Source organism: Sphingomonas degradans, from assembly GCF_053502645.1.
In genome coordinates this window covers 162,710-180,969 of record NZ_CP177172.1, presented here as the reverse complement: position 1 = coordinate 180,969, position 18,260 = coordinate 162,710, and the positions used below count along the sequence as shown (strand labels likewise).

The 18,260-nt window shown below is 67.3% G+C and carries 15 protein-coding genes; 7 read left to right on the top strand and 8 right to left on the bottom strand.

Annotated elements, in window-relative coordinates; genetic code table 11:
- The first annotated feature begins 10 nt into the window (after positions 1-10).
- From otsB to ACG3SL_RS00850, 3 genes are read left to right on the top strand one after another with little or no spacing between them, the layout of a single operon-like run.
- On the top strand, positions 11-781 hold the full coding sequence (gene otsB / locus ACG3SL_RS00860; RefSeq protein WP_448663259.1) for a trehalose-phosphatase: 771 nt from the start codon (positions 11-13) through the stop codon (positions 779-781).
- Complete coding sequence (locus ACG3SL_RS00855; RefSeq protein WP_448663258.1) at positions 778-2,574, top strand: glycoside hydrolase family 15 protein; 1,797 nt, start codon at positions 778-780, stop codon at positions 2,572-2,574. Before otsB ends, ACG3SL_RS00855 begins: the two co-directional genes overlap by 4 nt.
- Complete coding sequence (locus ACG3SL_RS00850; protein WP_448663257.1) at positions 2,571-3,998, top strand: alpha,alpha-trehalose-phosphate synthase (UDP-forming); 1,428 nt, start codon at positions 2,571-2,573, stop codon at positions 3,996-3,998. The genes ACG3SL_RS00855 and ACG3SL_RS00850 overlap by 4 nt, the downstream gene beginning before the upstream one ends.
- Here ACG3SL_RS00850 and ACG3SL_RS00845 read toward each other — a convergent pair.
- Positions 3,979-5,691 (bottom strand): thiamine pyrophosphate-dependent enzyme, encoded by a 1,713-nt coding sequence (locus ACG3SL_RS00845; RefSeq protein WP_448663256.1) that lies wholly within the window; start codon positions 5,689-5,691, stop codon positions 3,979-3,981. The genes ACG3SL_RS00850 and ACG3SL_RS00845 overlap by 20 nt on opposite strands.
- 132 nt (positions 5,692-5,823) lie before the next feature.
- On the opposite strand from ACG3SL_RS00845, the gene ACG3SL_RS00840 reads away from it, so the two are divergent.
- Positions 5,824-6,531, top strand: a complete 708-nt coding sequence (locus ACG3SL_RS00840) for a phosphatase PAP2 family protein (protein ID WP_448663255.1) — start codon at positions 5,824-5,826, stop codon at positions 6,529-6,531.
- Here the strand turns inward: ACG3SL_RS00840 and galE are convergent.
- Positions 6,528-7,523, bottom strand: a complete 996-nt coding sequence (galE, locus tag ACG3SL_RS00835; protein WP_448665206.1) for a UDP-glucose 4-epimerase GalE — start codon at positions 7,521-7,523, stop codon at positions 6,528-6,530. The two genes, ACG3SL_RS00840 and galE, sit on opposite strands and share 4 nt — an antisense overlap.
- A 69-nt stretch (positions 7,524-7,592) precedes the next feature.
- On the opposite strand from galE, the gene msrA reads away from it, so the two are divergent.
- On the top strand, positions 7,593-8,138 hold the full coding sequence (gene msrA, locus ACG3SL_RS00830; protein ID WP_448663254.1) for a peptide-methionine (S)-S-oxide reductase MsrA: 546 nt from the start codon (positions 7,593-7,595) through the stop codon (positions 8,136-8,138).
- Positions 8,139-8,184: 46 nt separating this feature from the next.
- Here the strand turns inward: msrA and ACG3SL_RS00825 are convergent, their stop codons facing one another.
- Positions 8,185-9,105, bottom strand: a complete 921-nt coding sequence (locus ACG3SL_RS00825; RefSeq protein ID WP_448663253.1) for an L-threonylcarbamoyladenylate synthase — start codon at positions 9,103-9,105, stop codon at positions 8,185-8,187.
- A 48-nt stretch (positions 9,106-9,153) separates the two neighbouring features.
- Here ACG3SL_RS00825 and ACG3SL_RS00820 point away from each other — a divergent pair, with 48 nt between their 5' ends.
- Positions 9,154-10,848, top strand: coding sequence for an acyl-CoA dehydrogenase (locus ACG3SL_RS00820; RefSeq protein ID WP_448663252.1), 1,695 nt, complete (start codon positions 9,154-9,156; stop codon positions 10,846-10,848).
- 94 nt (positions 10,849-10,942) lie between these two features.
- Here ACG3SL_RS00820 and ACG3SL_RS00815 read toward each other — a convergent pair whose 3' ends face one another.
- Entirely contained in the window at positions 10,943-11,299 is a 357-nt protein-coding gene (locus tag ACG3SL_RS00815) for a GntR family transcriptional regulator (RefSeq protein WP_448663251.1), read from the bottom strand.
- Between the two features lie 14 nt (positions 11,300-11,313).
- Positions 11,314-11,916 (bottom strand): nitroreductase family protein, encoded by a 603-nt coding sequence (locus ACG3SL_RS00810; protein ID WP_448663250.1) that lies wholly within the window; start codon positions 11,914-11,916, stop codon positions 11,314-11,316.
- A 121-nt stretch (positions 11,917-12,037) separates the two neighbouring features.
- Between ACG3SL_RS00810 and ACG3SL_RS00805 the strand changes: the two genes are divergently transcribed.
- Entirely contained in the window at positions 12,038-13,633 is a 1,596-nt protein-coding gene (locus ACG3SL_RS00805; protein ID WP_448663249.1) for a peptide MFS transporter, read from the top strand.
- Positions 13,634-13,715: 82 nt separating this feature from the next.
- On the opposite strand, the gene ACG3SL_RS00800 is transcribed toward ACG3SL_RS00805, so the two are convergent.
- The 3 genes from ACG3SL_RS00800 to acs all read right to left on the bottom strand — a co-directional run bounded on the left by ACG3SL_RS00800 (position 13,716) and on the right by acs (position 18,069).
- Positions 13,716-13,847, bottom strand: a complete 132-nt coding sequence (locus tag ACG3SL_RS00800; protein ID WP_448663248.1) for a hypothetical protein — start codon at positions 13,845-13,847, stop codon at positions 13,716-13,718.
- 153 nt (positions 13,848-14,000) lie between these two features.
- Entirely contained in the window at positions 14,001-16,061 is a 2,061-nt protein-coding gene (locus tag ACG3SL_RS00795; RefSeq protein WP_448663247.1) for a M13 family metallopeptidase, read from the bottom strand.
- Between the two features lie 70 nt (positions 16,062-16,131).
- The gene (gene acs / locus ACG3SL_RS00790; protein ID WP_448663246.1) at positions 16,132-18,069 is read right to left on the bottom strand and encodes an acetate--CoA ligase; all 1,938 of its coding nucleotides are present in this window, start codon (positions 18,067-18,069) and stop codon (positions 16,132-16,134) included.
- Positions 18,070-18,260: the final 191 nt, after the last annotated feature.

The following is an 18,260-nucleotide window of genomic DNA, read 5'->3' as shown; positions in this document are numbered from 1 at the left end:
CCGGCATCATTTGCGAAGAGGCAGTCCTATCTCTACCCAACCCATCACCGCGCTCGCCACCCCGCCTGTCGCGCTGCTCGACGGCGCCAGCCTGTTCCTCGATTTCGACGGGACGCTGGTGGACCTGATCGACCGGCCGGACCAGGTGACGGCCGATCCCCAGCTGCGCGAACTGCTGTCGGGGCTCCATGCGCGGCTGGGCGGACGGCTCGCGGTCATCAGCGGGCGATCGCTGGCCCAGCTCGACGCGATGCTGGGGCCGATCGCACACGAGATCGGGCTGGCGGGCAGTCACGGCACCGAGCATCGCTGGCGCGGATTGATGGCGCAGCCCGATCGCCCCGCCGCGCTAGACCTCGCGACCGGGCGGTTTCACGGCTTTGCCGCGCGCAATGCGGGAGTGCTGGTCGAGGAAAAGAGCTATGGCGTCGCGCTGCATTATCGCGCGCGGCCCCAGGCAGAACCCGACGCGCTGCACCTAGCGCGCGAGCTTGCCGGCGACCATGACCTGCTGGTGCAGGAGGGCAAGATGATGGTCGAGCTGCGCGTCCCCGGCGGCGACAAGGGGACGGCAATCGCCCGGATGATGGAGCACGCGCCGATGGCGGGGACCCGGCCCGTATTCCTCGGCGACGACTGGACCGACGAGCCCGGTTTTGCCGCGGTCGAGAAGCTTGGCGGCGCGGGTGTGCTGGTGGGCGCAGAACGTGCTACTGCTGCGCATTATCATCTTGGCAACCCCGCCGCCGTGCGCGCGTGGCTGGCGGAGGCATGCGCATGACCGCGACGTTGGATCTGTGGCCGATCGGCAATTGCCAGGTTTCCGCGCTGGTCGATCGCGCCGGACGCTTCGTCTGGGGATGCGTGCCGCGCGTCGATGGCGACCCGACCTTTTCCTCGCTGCTCGACGATGCCCCGCGTGCGGGCGAAGGGGCGCGCGGCTTCTGGGAAATCGACCTCGACGGGTGCGTCACCACCACGCAATCCTATCTACGAAACACGCCGATCCTGGTCACGCGCCACACCGATGGCGACGGCAACGCGATCGAAGTCATCGATTTCTGTCCGCGCTTCCGCCGCAATGGCCGGATGTACCGCCCGGTCGCCTTTGCCCGCATCGTGCGGCCCGTGGCGGGCGCGCCGCGCATCCGCATCCGGCTGCGCCCCGCGCGCAACTGGGGCGCCGATAGCTGCGCAACGACGCGCGGGTCGAACCATATCCGCTATCTGCTGACCGACACGGTCCTGCGGCTCAGCACCACTGCCCCGGTCGGCTGGATCGAGGACGAGCGGCTGTTCCGCGTCGAGCGCCCGCTGCATTTCTTCCTGGGGCCGGACGAGAGCTTTTCAGACGACCTGCGCGTCGCGCTGGAGACGATGCTGGATCGGACCGTCCAGGAATGGCGCGAATGGGTGCGCGGGCTGGCGACGCCGGTGGAGTGGCAGGAAGCGGTGATCCGCGCCGCCATCACGCTCAAGCTGTGCCAGCATGAGGAAACCGGCGCGATCGTCGCGGCGCTCACCACGTCGATCCCCGAACATGCCGGATCGCAGCGCAACTGGGATTATCGCTACTGCTGGATTCGCGACGCCTATTACACGGTCCAGGCGCTCAACCGGCTGGGCGCGCTCGACGTGCTCGAAGGCTATCTGGAGTATCTGCGCAACATCATCGACAACGCGCGCGGCGGGCATATCCAGCCGCTCTACGGCGTCGGCGGCGAAGCGCGGGTGGAGGAACGGATCGCCCCCGGCCTCAACGGCTATCGCGGCATGGGCCCGGTGCGAGTCGGCAACCAGGCCTATGAACAGGTCCAGCACGACGCCTATGGCCAGATCATCCTGTCCAACACGCAGAGCTTTTTCGACCAGCGGCTGTTCCGCATCGGCGGGCTCGCCGATTTCGAGGCGCTGGAGACGATCGGCGAGCGCGCCTGGGACGTGCACGACAAGCCCGATGCCGGGCTGTGGGAGCTGCGCACCAAGAGCCATGTCCACACCTATTCGGTCGCGATGTGCTGGGCCGCATGCGACCGGTTGGCCAATGCCGCGCTGGCGCTGGGGCTGACCCACAGGGCCACGTTCTGGCAGGACCGCGCCGACCGCATCCGCGCGACGATCGAGCAGCAGGCGTGGCGTGAGGATACCCAGCGTTTGTCCGCCACCTTTGGCGGCGACGACCTGGATGCCAGCCTGATCCAGCTGCTCGACCTGCGCTTCCTGCCGCCAGACGATCCCCGCTTCCGCGGCACGCTGGTCGCGGTGGAGGAAGGATTGCGGCGGGGCAGCCACATGCTGCGCTATGCCACCGAAGACGATTTCGGCCTGCCCGAGACGGCGTTCAACGTCTGCACCTTCTGGCTGATCGAGGCGCTGCACGCCACCGGCCGCATCGCCGATGCTCGCGCGCTGTTCGAGGAAATGCTCCAGCGCCGCACCGGCGCGGGGCTGCTGTCGGAGGATATCGACCCCATCACCGGCGAGCTGTGGGGCAATTATCCGCAAACCTATTCGCTGGTCGGCATGATCAATTGCGCCGTGCTGCTCAGCAAACCGTGGAGTTCGATCCGATGAGCCGGCTGGTCGTGGTATCCAATCGCGTCTCCCCGCCCCGGGGCGGCAACGCGAACCAGGGCGGGCTTGCCGTCGCACTGGCCGCCGCGCTGCGCGAGACGGGCGGGATCTGGTTCGGCTGGTCGGGCGAAGAGACCGAGCGCTTCACCGGCGACATCGCCTATGAGGAAAATCAGGGCGTCACCACCGCCACGATCGACCTGGAGCCGCAGGATACCGAGGAATATTATAACGGCTATGCCAACCGCACGCTGTGGCCGCTGTTCCATTACCGCATCGACCTGGCCGAGTACGAACGCAGCTTCGAGGGCGGCTATGCGCGGGTGAATGCCCGCTTTGCCGATACGCTGCGCCCGCTGATCGAGGCGGACGACATGATCTGGGTGCATGACTATCACCTGATCCCGCTCGGGCTGGGGCTGCGGCGGCGCGAAGTGAACAACCGGATGGGGTTTTTCCTCCACATACCCTGGCCGCCGCGCCGCCTGCTGCTGACCCTGCCCAGCCACCGTGCGCTGGTGAAGTCGCTGTTCGCCTATGACGTGATCGGGTTCCAGTCGCGCGATTCGCTGGACGCCTTCCTCGATTATGTGCGCGGCGAACTTGGGCTCGATGTCGACGAGGATGGCACGATCCACGTCCCAGGCCGCCGGGTCACGGCGATGGTATGCCCGATCGGGATCGATGCCGCCGCGTTCAAGACCGTGGCCGAAAGCGAGGCCGCGATCGAGAAGCATGCCGCGATGGTCAAGAGCGCCGATGGCCGCGCGATGATCGTCGGCGTCGAACGGCTCGACTATTCCAAGGGGCTGCAGGAGCGATTCCTTGGCTATGAGCGGTTCCTGGCCGCGCATCCCGACATGCGCGAACAGGTGTTCCTGCTCCAGATCGCGCCCCCCTCGCGCGTCGATGTCGGCAGTTACCAGGAAATCCGCGCGACGCTGGAGGCGCTGTCGGGACGTGTCAACGGCGCCTATGCCAGCGCCGAATGGGTGCCGATCCGCTATGTGAACCGGGGCTATCCGCACGAACAGCTCGCCGGCATCTATCGGGCGGCACGCATCGGGCTGGTCACGCCGCTGCGCGACGGGATGAACCTGGTGGCGAAGGAATATGTCGCGGCGCAGGACCCCGAAGACCCCGGCGTGCTGATCCTGTCGCGCTTCGCCGGCGCCGCCGCGCAGATGAAGGAAGCGCTGCTGGTCAACCCGCACAGCCCGGAGGACATCTCGGACGCGATCGCCACTGCGCTCGCGATGCCGCGCGCGGAGCGGATCAGCCGGTGGCGCGCGCTGATGGACATTGTCCAGCGTCAGGACGTGACGTGGTGGATGCGCCGCTTCCTGGCCGCCCTGCGCGCCGAGGGCATCTCGCCCATCGCCGCGCTGGGTGCGACGCCCCGGATCAGCGCAGCGCGCCCTTGACCAGCTCGACCACCGCGTCCCCGCGCCCGGCCAGGATCGCCTTGGCCGAATAGAGCGCAGTGCCGAGCACCTGCCCCGCCTCCACCTTGGGCGGCATCACCAGTTCATAGCGATCGGTGACGACGTCGAGCAGCGCGGGGCCGGGTTCGGCGAGCCATTGCCGCACCGCTTCGTCCAGGTCGCTGCTCTTCTCCACCCGGCGCCCCCACAGCCCCATCGCCCGCGCGACATCGCCGAAATCGGGGTTGTGCAGGTTGGTATAGGCGTCGAGCAGCCCGTCCACCTTCTGCTCCAGCTCGACGAACCCGAGCGAGCTGTTGTTGAACACGCACACCTTGATCGGCAGCTTCTCCTGCACCGCAGTCAACAGGTCGCCCAGCAGCATCGCGATGCCGCCATCGCCCGACAGCGAGATGACCTGCCGCCCGGCAAACGCCGCCTGCGCGCCCAGCGCCTGCGGCATCGCGTTCGCCATCGTGCCATGGGTGAGCGAGATCATCGTCCGATTGGCGCCGGTCGAGGCCACATGGCGCAGGCACCACACCATCGGCGATCCGACATCGGCGGTGAAGATCGCATCCGGCGCGGCATGGCGTGCCACGGTTTCGGTCAGATATTGCGGATGGATCGCGCGGGCATCGTCGATCACCGCGTGCTTGCGCTGGCTCGCCACTGCCTTGGCGCGCCGCTCCAGGCAATCGTTCAGGAAACTGTCGTCCTCGCGTTGGTCGAGCAGCGGCAGCAGCGCCTCGATCGTGTCGCGCACATCGCCCACCGCGCCGATATCCACCGGATGCCGCCGCCCCAGATGCGCGCCGTCGATATCGATCTGGAGGATCGTCGCCTTGTCCGGATAGAATTGCCGCCACGCAAAGTCGCAGCCGAGCAGCAGCAGCGTGTCGCACGCCATCAGCGCGTGATACCCCGCCTCCGACCCGAACACGCCGGTCATGCCCACGTCGAACGGGTTGGCATGTTCCAGGAAATCCTTGGCGCGCGAGGTATGCGCCACCGGCGCGCGCAACCGCTCCGCCAGCGCGACCACGGCATCATGCGCGTCGCCGCAGCCCGATCCGCCATAGATCGCCACGCGCTTGCCCGCGTTGAGCGCATCGGCCAGCGCCTGGACTTCCGCCTGCGCAGGGCGCGTGCGGGGGAAGGATCGGTGGACGCGGAAATCGCCCTTGTCGGGCGCAGTCGCCGCCGACACGTCGATGGGCACGATCAGCACCGCCACCCCCTTTTTCGCGAGCGCCGCCTGCGCCGCCATCGCCGTCATCCGCCGCGCCTGGGCGGGGGTGCGGATTTCCTCGCAGAACACGCTGCAACTGGCATAGACGGCCTTGAAGTCCACTTCCTGCGGGAAATCGAAGCCGATCTCGTCGCGCGCGATCTGGCTGGCGATCAGCACCACCGGCGCGCGGTTGCGGTGGCTTTCGAACAGTCCGTTGATGAAGTGCAGCCCGCCCGGACCGCACGATCCCGCGCACGCCGCCAGTTCGCCGGTGAGCAGCGCATCGGCGCCTGCGGCAAAGCCGCCCGCTTCCTCATGCCGCACATGCACCCAGCGCATGTCGCTGCGCCGGATCGCATCGGTGACGTAGTTGAGCGTGTCGCCCGGCACGCCATAGCAACGCCGCACCCCCGCCTGCGCCAGCGTTTCCACGATCACTTCGGCCACGGTCTGCGACATCGCACCACTCCTGCTGCTTGGGTAGAGAGCGTGTAACAAGCGGGCGCGGCCAATGGGCTCATACATGGGTATGCGGACGCGCGCCGGAACCAAACGGAACGCGCCGCGCGATTTCGGGTTAAAAGCAGCGTCATGACCGACCTTCCCGATTCGCTTGCCCCCCTTGCCGCCGAAGCCAGCGCCTCGCGCCGCGTGCCCTGGGTGATGGTCGCAGCCGCCGCGATCGCGGCGCTGCTCGCCGCGCTCGTCTGGCTGGGGCATGAACTCAACGAAGGCGATGCCGCCGCATTCGACCGCGCGATCATGCTGGCGATGCGCGTGCCGGGGCATCCCGAACAGCCGATCGGGCCGGCATGGCTGCCCTCGGCGGTGCGCGACATCACTGCGCTCGGCAGTTCGACCGTGCTGACGATGGTGGTGGCGATGACCGCGCTGTTCCTCGCGCTGCGCGGGCGGTGGAAAAGCACGATGTTGGTGCTGGCCGCAACGACGCTGGGCGCGGTTGCGGTAACCGTCGTGAAGGCACTGGTCGGGCGCGCTCGCCCCGACCTGATCGACCGGCTGATGGCCGAAACCTCGAACAGCTTTCCCAGCGGCCATGCCGCGAACAGCGCGATCGTCTATCTGACGCTCGCGACCCTGCTGTTCCCGGTCGTGCAGGAACGCCGGATGCGCGCGTTCCTGCTCTGCGCCGCGCTCGCGCTGGTGGGCATGATCGGCATCAGCCGGCTGTATCTGGGCGTCCACTGGCCCAGCGACGTACTCGCCGGCTGGGCGCTGGGCTCGGCCTGGGCGCTGTTGTGGTGGGCGATCGAATTGCGGGTGATCCGGCGGGGTTAGCCCCGCTCGCCCAGTTTGCGCTCCCACGCCAGCGCGTCGCGGACGATGCCGTCCAGGTCGTCATGCCTGGGCCGCCACGGCAGCGCCGCCAGGATCGCGCTGCTGTCTGCCACCAGCGCATCGGGATCGCCCGCGCGACGCCCTTCCATCCGGCGATCGATGGTCATGTTGGTCACGCGGTCCACGGCGTCGAGCACCTGGAGCACCGAAAAGCCCTTGCCATAGCCGGCGTTGAGCGTGTGGTTCTGGTCCGGCTTCGCAATCAGCAGGTCGAGCGCGTCGACATGCGCGGCGGCGAGGTCGCTGACATGGATATAGTCGCGCACGCCGGTGCCGTCCGGCGTCGCGAAATCGGTGCCGAACACCGATACATGGCCGCGCTTGCCCGTCGCCGCCTCGGCCGCGATCTTGATGAGGTGAGTCGCACCCGCCGTCGATTGCCCGCTGCGCCCCTGGGGATCGGCGCCCGCCACGTTGAAGTAGCGCAGCGCGCAGTAATTGATCGGATGCGCCGCCGCGACGTCCTTCAGCATGATCTCGGTCATCAGCTTGGACATGCCATAGGGATTGATCGGCGATTTCGGGCTGTCCTCGCGCACCGGCACCACTTCGGGAATGCCATAGGTCGCGGCGGTGGACGAGAAGATGAAGTGCTTCACGCCTTCGGCCACTGCGCTCTCGATCAGCGATCGGCTGGCGGCGGTGTTGTTGCGGTAATATTTGAGCGGGTCGACGACCGATTCCGGCACCACCACCGATCCGGCGAAGTGCATGACGGCGATCACGCCGTGGTCGCGCATCGTCTGGCGCACCAGTGCCTCGTCCTCGATCGCACCGACCACCAGGCTGGCGCGCTTGTCCACGGCCCAGTCGAAGCCAGTGACGAGGTTGTCGACCACCACCACCTTCCAGCCCGCATCGAGCAGCGCGAGTACCGCATGGCTGCCGATATAGCCCGCCCCGCCCGTCACCAGCACCGAACCCGTCCGCATCGCCATTCCCTCGATCATTGTCGTTTGCCGCCTCAATCCTATCTTGGCGCGACAAGCAAGGAGTTACGCATGACGATCGAGACTGCCACCCTGGCTGGCGGGTGCTTCTGGTGCACCGAAGCGGTGTTCAACGATGTGATCGGCGTCCAGTCGGTCGAAAGCGGCTATATCGGCGGGCATGTGCCCAACCCGACCTACAAGCAGGTCTGCGGCGGCGACACCGGCCATGCCGAGGCGATCCGCGTCGCGTTCGACACCGATCAGATCAGCTATGGCGAGATCCTCGACATCTTCCTGGCAACGCACGACCCGACCCAGCTCAACCGGCAGGGCAACGACGTCGGCACGCAATATCGCTCCGCGATCTTCCCGCATTCGGCGGAGCAGGAGCGCGAGGCACTGGACGCGATCGAGCGCGCCCGCCCCGATTGGCCCGCGCCGATCGTGACGAGCATCGAAACGCTGGGCGAATGGTATTCCGCCGAGGACTATCACCAGGAATATTGGCAGGGCGAGGGACAGAGCAATCCCTATTGCCTGTCGGTCATCCCGCCCAAGCTGCGCAAATTGCGCAAGAGCTTCGCCGCGCGAGCCAAAGCAGACGCGGCAGCCTGAGGCCCACCTGTTCCCCCGCGAAAGCGGGGGAACGAGGCGTGCGCCCTCAATCCCGGTGCGCGGCCCGCCGCAGCCGGTCGTTGATCGCGGCACCGATGCCGTGATGCGGCACTGGCGCCACCGCAATCGCCGCCGCGCCCGAAGCATCCGCCCGGTGCAGCGCATCGAACAGCGCCGCCGCCGCCTCCACCATATCGCCGCCCGGCGACAGGCTGTCGTCCCCCGCCACCGCGCCGAACCCGATCAGCCATTCGCCGGCGCGCGCCTCGGTCGCGTCGAGCCGCACCGGCTTGGACGGCGCATAGTGGCTCGCCAGCTGGCCCGGCGCCGTGATCGCATCGCCCAGCACCGCGACGTCGAGCCCCAGCGTCTCCGCCGTCAGCGGCCCGGGGCGTAGGATATGCCCGTCCTGCACGATGGTCGATTCCAGCCCGGCGGGAGTCGCGCCATCGTCGATCACCAGCGGGATGCGCCCCGCAAGGCTGGCGGCGACGTGCGCCGCGCGCGTCGGGCTGATCCCGCCGCTGGCATTGGCCGAGGGCGCGGCCAGCGGCACGCCCGCCGCCGCCAGCAATGCCTGCATCGCGCGGTGCGCCGGCACGCGCACCGCCACCGTATCCAGCCCCGCCGTCACCAGCGCCGCGATCCCCGCATCGGCGCGCACCGGCAGCACCAGCGTCAGCGGCCCCGGCCAGAAGCGCGTCGCCAGCGCCATTGCCGCATCGTCGAACACCGCGATCCGCTGCGCCGCCGCCAGATCGGCGACATGCACGATCAGCGGATTGAAGCTCGGCCGCCCCTTGGCCGCATAGATACCCGCCACGGCGCGCGAATCGGTCGCGTCGGCGGCGAGGCCATAGACTGTCTCGGTCGGCACCGCGACGCATCCCCCGCCGCGAATCACGGCGGCGGCCTCGGCGATCGCCGCCGTTCCGTAGGGTAAGATGCGCGGATTTGTCGGGCTCACCCGGACGGCGCTATAACGGCTGCAACAAGACCACAAGAGAGAGGCCCGATGTTCACTCCCGCCATTGCCGAGCAGCGTTTCGTGCTCGAGCATATCGTCCGCCTGTCCGACATCGCCGCAGACGCCACGCCCGACCTGGTCGATGCGGTGCTGGAGGGTGCGGGCGCCTTCGCCGCGGGCGAATGGGCGCCGCTCGAACGGCTGGGCGATACCGAAGGCGCGCGCTGGACCGAAGAGGGCGTGCGGATGCCCGCCGGCTTTGCGGCGGCGTATCGCGCCTATGTCGAGGGCGGCTGGGGCACGATCGGGTCGCCCGCCGATTTCGGCGGACAGGGGCTGCCCGTCAGCCTGTCGATCGCGGTGCTGGAGACGCTGGGCACCGCGAACATGGGCTTCGCGCTGGCGCCGGTGCTGACGGTGGGCGCGATCGAATCGCTGGCGCACCACGGCACGCCCGAACAACAGGCGCTGTACCTGCCCCGGCTCGCTACCGGCGAATGGACCGGCACGATGAACCTGACCGAGCCCCAGGCGGGCAGCGACGTCGGCGCGCTCAAGACCAAGGCCGAGCCGGTCGGCGACGGCACCTGGCGGATCAAGGGGACCAAGATCTACATCTCGTTCGGCGACCACGACATGGCCGACAACATCATCCATCTGGTGCTGGCCCGCACCCCCGATGCCCCGCCGGGCACCAAGGGGCTGTCGCTGTTCCTCGTCCCCAAATATCGGCTGAACGCAGACGGCACGCCCGGCGCGTCCAACGACATCAAGGTCGTGTCGATCGAACACAAGATGGGCCTCCACGCCTCGCCCACCTGCGTGCTCAGCTTCGGGGACCATGACGATTGCATCGGCGAGCTGATCGGCCCCGAACTGGGCGGCATCCGCGCCATGTTCACGATGATGAACAATGCCCGGCTCAACGTCGGGCTTCAGGGCGTGCAGGTCGCCGAGCGCGCCACCCAGCGCGCGGTCGCCTATGCCCGCGATCGTATCCAGGGCTACCGCGCGGGCGCGCCGGTGGCGATCATCGAGCATCCCGATGTGCGCCGGATGCTGCTGCGGATGAAGGCGCAGACGCAGGCGGCGCGCGCGCTGGTCTATTACGCCTTCGGCCAGCTCGATCGTGGCCGGGCGGGCGATGCCGCCGCTGCCGCACGCGTCGAATTGCTGACGCCGCTCGCCAAGGCGCACGGCACCGATATCGGCAACGAAGTCGCCAGCCTGGGCGTCCAGGTCCATGGCGGCATGGGCTATATCGAGGAAACGGGCGCCGCCCAGCATTTCCGCGACGCGCGCATCACCCCGATCTATGAAGGCACCAACGGCATCCAGGCCGCCGATCTGGTCGGGCGCAAGCTGACGCACGATGGCGGCGCGGCACTGCTCGCGCTGCTGGCGGAGATGCGCGGCGATGCCGAGCATGGTGATCTGCTCCGCCTGATCGACGCGTGCGAGGACGTGACGCGCCATATGCTCGACGTCGAGAGCGACGACCGGCTGGCCGCCAGCTATCCGTTCCTGACGATGGTATCGGTCGCGGTGTGCGGCTGGCTGATGGAAGCCCAGGGCCGCATCGCCGCGCGCGGCGAGGGCGATCCGGTGTTCCTGGCGATGAAGGCTGCGACCGCGCGCTTCTATGTCGAACAGGTCGTGCCCGAGGCGCTGGGACTGAAGGCGGCGGCGATGGCGCCGGCAGAGGCACTGTACGGGATCGACGCGACAGCGTTCGCAGCCTGAGCACCCGTCATCCCGGCGAAAGCCGGGACCTCAGGCGGCGCGGGAAAAGGAGCGAGGAGTCGGCCACCGGGCTCCTCGGCCCCGGTCGAACGCCTCAGGCGATCTCGCGGCCCAGCAGTTCGTTCACATCCAGCCCGAGCAGCGCGATATGGTCCTTCACGCGCGGCCAGTGGCCGGTGAGGAAACGTTCGCGCTCGGCGGCGCGCAGCCGTTCGACCGCGCCGGCCAGCACGAACATGCCTACGCCACGCCGCACCTCGACATAGCCGTCGTCCTGGAAACTCTGATAGGCCTTGGCCACCGTCAGCGGATTGGCACCATGTTCGGCGGCGAGTGCGCGCACGGAAGGGAGTTGGTCGCCTGCCCGGAACTGGCCCCTCAGGATCGCGGCAGCGATGCTGGCGCGCAGCTTGAGGTAGACCGGGCTGTCTTCATGTTCGAGCGCTGTCATGGCCCCTTAATACACTAAGCGCCCTTTGGGTCCACCCCGTTGTTCCACCTAGACATGATTTGAGACAAGTCGCCGCGCGGGCGTTCCTCCAGCGGGCGCGCCGGGCTGCCCAGAAACACAAAGCCCGCGATCCGCTGTGGCGCCGTCCCGAACAGGTCGCGCACCGCATCAGAATAGGCGGCCCATCCGGTCAGCCAGCCGCCGACGAACCCCATCGCGTGCGCCGCGTGGAGCAGGTTCATGCACGCCGCCCCAGCCGACAATTCCTGTTCCCACACCGGCACCTTGTGGCCGATGACGGGCGCCGACAGCACCACCACCAGCGCGGGCGCCTGCGTCGCGAACTGCGCCGCCGCTTCTTCGTCGCGGGGGGTCGCGTCGGGCTTCTCGGCGCGCACGATCTCGGCCAGCCGCAGCGCCAGCGCGGGGCGCTGGTCATCGGGCACCACGACGAAGCGCCACGGCGCCAGCTTGCCATGATCGGGCGTGCGCGCGGCGATGGCGAGCATCGCGTCGATCTGGTCCGGGCTGGGCCCCGGCCCCACCATGTCGCGCGGCTTGCCCGAACGACGGGTCTGGAGGAGCGAAAGCGGAGTCGTGGGGTCGTTGAAGGACATGGGCCACGCCTAACAGCGGCTCCGCGCGACAACAACCGGGCTTCACACACGGCATTTCGTCGCTAGTCTGGCGACATATCCCTGCGGGGACACGCAATTTTCGAAAAGGGTTTTTCTGGGCATGGCAACAACACCGGCGGGCAGAGGCGTGCCCGCTTCCGCCAAGACGTTCCTGGGCCATCCGCGCGGCCTGTTCATGCTGTTTTTCGCGGAAATGTGGGAGCGCTTCTCCTATTACGGGATGCGCGCGATCCTGGTCTTCTATCTGACCAAACACTTCCTGTTCGCGGAAAATCCGGCCTATGCGGTCTACGGCGCCTATACGTCGATGGTGTATATCACGCCCGTGATCGGCGGCTATCTGGCCGACAAATATCTGGGTGCGCGCAAGGCCGTGTTCGCAGGCGGCATCCTGATCGCGATCGGCCATCTGCTCATCGCACTGGTCGAAGGGCCGCAGGGCGAACAGGGCATTTACCTCAACGGATTTTACGGCGGGCTGGCGTTCATCATCGTCGGTACCGGCTTTCTCAAGGCCAATATCTCTGTGCTGGTCGGCCAGCTTTATGCCCGTGACGATGTGCGCCGCGACGGCGGATTCTCGATCTTCTACATGGGGATCAATCTGGGCGCGTTCATCGGGCCGCTGCTGATCGGGTATCTGGGCGAGCGCGTGGGCTGGTCCTATGGCTTCGGCGCCGCGGGCATCGGCATGGTGCTGGGGCTGGTGGTCTTCGTGCTGGCGCGCGGCGAACTGCACGGCGCCGGCGCGCCGTTGAACCCGGCGCTTTTGCAGGCACGCACGCCGCTGGGCCTTTCGCGCGAGTGGCTGATCTATCTGGGGTCGATCGTCGTGGTCGGCATTTCATGGTTGCTGATCCGCGACGAAAGCACGGTGGGGACGCTGCTGCTCGCCTGTTTCGGCATCACTTTCCTCTACATCTTCTATCGCGCGCTGTTCACCCTGCCCAAGGTCGAGCGCCACCGCGTCTTCGCCGCGCTGTACCTGATCGCGATCTGCCCGCTGTTCTGGGCGCTGTTCGAACAGGCGGGCTCGTCGCTCAACGTGTTCACCGACCAACGCGTGGATCGCCATTTCCTGGGCTGGGAAATGCCCGCCTCGTGGTTCCAGTCGGTCAACAGCTTCTGGATCATCACGCTGGCGCCGTTGTTCGGGATGCTGTGGGTGTGGCTGGGCAAGCGCGGGCTGGAACCCAGCGCGCCGCTGAAGTTCGCACTCGGCCTGATCCAGGTCGGGCTGGGCTTTGTCGTGCTGGTGCTCGGTGCCGGACAGAACGGGGCGATGACGCCGATGCTGTTCGTCATCCTGCTCTATCTGCTCCACTCGACGGCGGAACTCTGCTTCTCGCCCGTGGGGCTTTCCAGCATGACGCGGCTGTCGACGGGGTCGATGGTCGGGCTGATGATGGGCACCTGGTTCCTGTCGACCGCGGCGGGCAATTTCCTGGCCGCGCAGATCGCGCAGGCCACCGGGGGCGAGGGTGCCGGACCCGACCGCGTGCTCGAAGTCTATTGGTCGATCGGCTGGTACATCATCGTCGTCGGCGTGATCGCCGTGCCGGTCAGCTGGCTGGTCGCGCGGCTGATGCATCTCGACACGATGGGTCGGGACGAGGCCGGTCATGGACTGGCCGGCGAAGCACAACTCGCCGAGCCGGCGGCGCCCGGCATGCACCCGGAGCGCGAGCGGAAATAGGTCCGCTCCCGCCGCCCAACGAAAAGGGGCGCCGCACACATCGTGCGGCGCCCCTTTTTCATGCCCTTGGGGCAGGGGTGCGTCAGGCCGCGAGCGGCAGCGCGATGTGGTGGTTGTCGACGGCGGGCGCGGACACCTTCGCGGCGGCAACCGGCGCGACGATCGCGGCCTTCTGGCGGCGATAGGAGACGAACAGTGCGATCAGAGAGAACATGGCAACCTCGCAAACGGACAGGATTTGCTGCAATGCAGCATTCACCCTCCATCTGGGTCGGAGTTGCGCTTGTTGCAACTGCAAGGGGCTTCCCCCGCGATTGCGTGAAACGAAACCGAAAAGGGGGAGCATCGCTGCTCCCCCTCGTCGAAATCACCAGATGTGCACGCGCTTTTCGGGCGGCAGGTACAGCGCGTCGCCCGGCTTGATGTTGAACGCCTTGTACCAGGCATCGACGTTGCGGACGATGCCGTTGACGCGGAACACCGCCGGGCTGTGCGGATCGGTCAGCAATTGCTGGACCAGCGCATTGTCGCGCACCTTGGTCTGCCACGCCTGGGCATAGGCAAGGAAGAAACGCTGGTCGCCGGTAAGCCCGCCGATCACCTTCGCCTTGCCATGCTTCGCCTGATAGCGCTGGTACGCGCCGTAAGCCGCCTCGACGCCACCCAGGTCGCCGATATTCTCGCCCAGCGTCAGCGCGCCCTTGATATGCGTGCCGGGCAAGGGCTCATAGGCGTCGTACTGGCCGGAGAGCGCGGCGGTCCGTTGCTTGAACGCAGTCTTGGCGGCGTCGGTCCACCAATCCTCGAACTTGCCGGTCGGGCCGAACTGCGCGCCCTGATCGTCGAAGCCATGCCCCATTTCGTGCCCGATGATCGCGCCGATCGCGCCGTAGTTCACCGCCGGATCGGCATTGGGATCGAAGAAGGGCGGTTGCAGGATCGCCGCCGGGAACGTGATCTGGTTCGACAGCGGGTTGTAATAGGCGTTCACGGTCTGCGGCGTCATTTCCCACAGCGTGCGATCGACCGGCTTGGGGAAGCGTTCCAGCTCCAGCTTGTGCTCGAATTCGCCCGAGCGCATGACGTTGCCGAGCACATCGCCACGATCCACCTTGAGCGTGCCATAGTCGATATATTTGTCCGGGTGCCCGATGCGCGGCTCGAACGCTGCCAGCTTGACCAGCGCCGCCTTTTTGGTCGCCGGGTCCATCCAGGTCGAGGCCGAGATGCGTTCCTGATACGCATCGCGCAGATTCTCGATCAGCTCGCCCATCTGCTTCTCGGCGGCCGGCGGATAATATTTGGCGACATAGATCGCCCCCACCGCCTCGCCCAGCGCGCCGTTGACCAGTTGGACGCCGCGCTTCCAGCGATCGCGCTTTACCTGCACGCCGCTCAGCGTCTTCGAATAGAAATCGAAGCGGGCGTCGTCGAACGCCTTGGGCAGATATTGCGCGTGGTCGCTGACGAAGCGATACGCCAGATAGTCCTTCCAGGTCGAAAGCGGTGTAGCGACCAGGATCTTGCCCATCGCGCTGACCGCCGTGTTCTGGGTCATCAGCACCGTCGGCGAGGAGTCGAGCCCCGCCGTCTTGAGCATCAGCGCCCAGTCGAACTCGGGCGCCTTGGCCTTCAGCCCTGCCAGCGTCTGCGGATCGTTGAGCTTGGCGATGTCGCGGCTCTGCTCGGGCGACCACTGGTCCTTGGCCATCGCGGTTTCCAGCGCGACGATCGCGTCGGCCTTGGCGCTGGCATCGGGGATACCGGCAAGTTCCTGGATGTGCTGGACATAGGCGCGATACGCCTTGCGGAAGGCGACGTACTTCTCCGCCGGCAGCAGATAATAGTCGCGCGGCATGCCCAGCCCGCCCTGGCCCGTCACGGCGGTATAATGCGTCGGGTCGGCGAGACCGGGCGACACGCCCAGCTCGATCGGCGAAGCATAGCCGGTGGTGGCGAACAGCACCTGGAGCGCCGCCAGATCGTTCACGGCGGCGATGCGGCCCAGATAGGGCTTGAGCGGCGCGGTGCCGCGCGCCTCGATCCCGGCCTCGTCCATCCAGCTGGCATAGAAATCGCCGACCTGCTTGCCGCCCGCGCCATAGCTGGCCGGATTCTTCGCCATATCGTCCAGGATCGCGCGGACATTAGCCTCGGCCTCGACGCTCAGCAGCACGCCGAACCCGGCCGATGCACGATCGGGCGCGATCTGGACGCGATCGGCCCAGCCGCCATTGGCATAGGCCCAGAAATCGTCACCCGGCTTCACGCTGGGCTTTTGCGATGTCAGGTCGACGCCGAAGCTGCCATAGCGCGGCGCGCCCGGCGCCGTTGCGGGGGCGGGCGCCTGGGCCTGCGCGAATGCGGGGGCAGCGCCGATCGACAGCGCGGCACCGCCGGCGAGCAGCAGGAACTTCTTGAACGGCATGGGAGGGAGCCTTCTGATACAGTGTATCACTGGACCATAACGCCCTCTCCAACCTACCGCAATCGCCAACTCACCCCACGCGATTGGCGACCAGGTCGTCCACCACCGACGGATCGGCCAGCGTGCTGGTATCGCCCAGGCTCGACACATCGCCCTCGGCGATCTTGCGCAGGATGCGGCGCATGATCTTGCCGCTGCGCGTCTTGGGCAGGCCGGGGGCGAATTGCAGCGCGTCGGGCGTCGCGATCGGCCCGATTTCGTGGCGCACCCAGTCGCGCAGTTCCTTGCGCAACGCCTCGGACGGCACTTCGCCTGCGTTCAGCGTGACATAGGCATAGATGCCCTGCCCCTTAATGTCGTGCGGCATCCCGACCACTGCCGCCTCGGCCACCTTGGGGTGGAGCACCAGCGCGCTTTCGACTTCCGCCGTCCCCATCCGGTGACCGGACACGTTGATGACGTCGTCCACGCGGCCCGTGATCCAGTAATAGCCATCGGCATCGCGGCGGCAGCCGTCGCCGGTGAAGTATTTGCCGCGATAGGTGGTGAAATAGGTCTGGAAGAACCGCTCATGGTCGCCCCACACCGTCCGCATCTGGCCGGGCCAGCTGCGCGCGATGCAGAGGTTGCCGTCGGTCTCGCCGTGCAGGATGTTTCCCTCCGCATCTACGATCTGCGGGTCGACGCCGGGCAGCGGCAGCGTTGCCGAGCCCGGTTTCAGCGCGGTCGCCCCCGGCAGCGGCGCGATCAGCGCGCCCCCGGTCTCGGTCTGCCACCAGGTATCGACGATCGGGCACCGCCCCTCGCCCACCACGTCGTGATACCAGCGCCACGCCTCCGGGTTGATCGGCTCGCCCACGGTGCCCAGCAGCTTGAGCGACGCGCGCGACGTTTTTGCGACAAATTCGTCGCCATCGCGCATCAGCGCGCGCAGCGCAGTGGGGGCGGTGTAGAGAATCTCCACCTTGTGCCGGTCCACCACTTGCCAGATGCGGCTGGCGTCGGGCCAGTTGGGCACGCCTTCGTACATCAGCGTCGTCGCGCCGTTCGCCAGCGGGCCATAGACGATATAGCTGTGCCCGGTGACCCAGCCGATATCCGCCGCGCACCAATAGACCTGGCCGGGCCGATAATCGAACACCAGTTCGTGCGTATAGCTGACCCACAACAAATAACCGCCGCTGGTATGCAGCACGCCCTTGGGCTTGCCGGTCGAGCCCGAGGTATAGAGGATGAACAGCGGGTCCTCCGCGTTCATCGGTTCGGGCGGGCAATCGGTGGAAACCAGTGCCGCTGCCTCGTGATACCAGACGTCGCGGCCCGGCTGCATCGCCACGGCGCCGCCGGTCGCCTGGACCACGATCACCTTCTGCATCGCCGGCGCGTGCTGTTGCGCGGCATCGACATTGGCCTTGAGCGGCACCGTCTTGCCGCCGCGCCGCCCCTCGTCCGCCGTGATGACCACGCGCGAATCGCAATCGGTGATGCGTCCCGCGAGAGCTTCGGGCGAAAAGCCGCCGAACACCACCGAATGCACCGCGCCGATCCGTGCGCAGGCCAGCAGCGCGAACGCCGCCTCGGGGATCATCGGCATATAGATCGTGACGCGGTCGCCCTTCGCCACGCCCTGCGCCTTGAGCACATTGGCGAAGCGGCAGACTTCTTCGTAGAGCTGGAGATAGGTGAAGCTGCGCGGCGCCTCGTCCGGGGCATCGGGTTCCCACAGGATCGCGACGTCGTTACCCCGGCTGGCCAGATGGCGATCGATGCAATTGGCCGACACGTTCAGCGTGCCGTCGGCGAACCAGTTGATGTGGAAATCGGCCTCGTCGAACGACCAGTCGCCGGCCAGTTCGGGGCGCTTGATCCAGTCGAGCCGCCGCGCCTGTTCCAGCCAGAAGCTGCCCGGATCGGCGAGGCTGCGGCCATGGAGCTGGGCATATCCGTCCGCATCGACGCGGGCGTGGCGGGCCCATTCCTGGGGGACGGGATACAGACTGTCGGACATCATGCTCTCCAAAAACGCTTCCCGCGGCGGCGTTCTGCGCCGTCCGCCGGATTCGGCGCCTGTCTAGGACCGCGCGGCGCGGCTGCGCAAGCGAGGCCGGGGAACAAATCTTGCCCCCACGCAGCCCCTTGCGACATTTTGCGACATTATAATGCTGGAACTCGTTGCGCGCCCGGACCATTCAATGCGCC

Excerpts from the sequence above, each read along its gene's own strand:
- ACG3SL_RS00805 (WP_448663249.1), top strand. The coding sequence starts at position 12,038 with ATGGCAACAACACCGGCGGGCAGAGGCGTGCCCGCTTCCGCCAAGACG.
- ACG3SL_RS00795 (WP_448663247.1), bottom strand. The coding sequence starts at position 16,061 with ATGCCGTTCAAGAAGTTCCTGCTGCTCGCCGGCGGTGCCGCGCTGTCG.
- ACG3SL_RS00815 (WP_448663251.1), bottom strand. The coding sequence starts at position 11,299 with ATGACAGCGCTCGAACATGAAGACAGCCCGGTCTACCTCAAGCTGCGC.
- ACG3SL_RS00850 (WP_448663257.1), top strand. The coding sequence starts at position 2,571 with ATGAGCCGGCTGGTCGTGGTATCCAATCGCGTCTCCCCGCCCCGGGGC.
- galE (WP_448665206.1), bottom strand. The coding sequence starts at position 7,523 with ATGCGGACGGGTTCGGTGCTGGTGACGGGCGGGGCGGGCTATATCGGC.
- ACG3SL_RS00800 (WP_448663248.1), bottom strand. The coding sequence starts at position 13,847 with ATGTTCTCTCTGATCGCACTGTTCGTCTCCTATCGCCGCCAGAAGGCC.
- ACG3SL_RS00845 (WP_448663256.1), bottom strand. The coding sequence starts at position 5,691 with ATGTCGCAGACCGTGGCCGAAGTGATCGTGGAAACGCTGGCGCAGGCG.
- msrA (WP_448663254.1), top strand. The coding sequence starts at position 7,593 with ATGACGATCGAGACTGCCACCCTGGCTGGCGGGTGCTTCTGGTGCACC.
- ACG3SL_RS00820 (WP_448663252.1), top strand. The coding sequence starts at position 9,154 with ATGTTCACTCCCGCCATTGCCGAGCAGCGTTTCGTGCTCGAGCATATC.
- acs (WP_448663246.1), bottom strand. The coding sequence starts at position 18,069 with ATGTCCGACAGTCTGTATCCCGTCCCCCAGGAATGGGCCCGCCACGCC.
- ACG3SL_RS00840 (WP_448663255.1), top strand. The coding sequence starts at position 5,824 with ATGACCGACCTTCCCGATTCGCTTGCCCCCCTTGCCGCCGAAGCCAGC.
- ACG3SL_RS00855 (WP_448663258.1), top strand. The coding sequence starts at position 778 with ATGACCGCGACGTTGGATCTGTGGCCGATCGGCAATTGCCAGGTTTCC.
- ACG3SL_RS00810 (WP_448663250.1), bottom strand. The coding sequence starts at position 11,916 with ATGTCCTTCAACGACCCCACGACTCCGCTTTCGCTCCTCCAGACCCGT.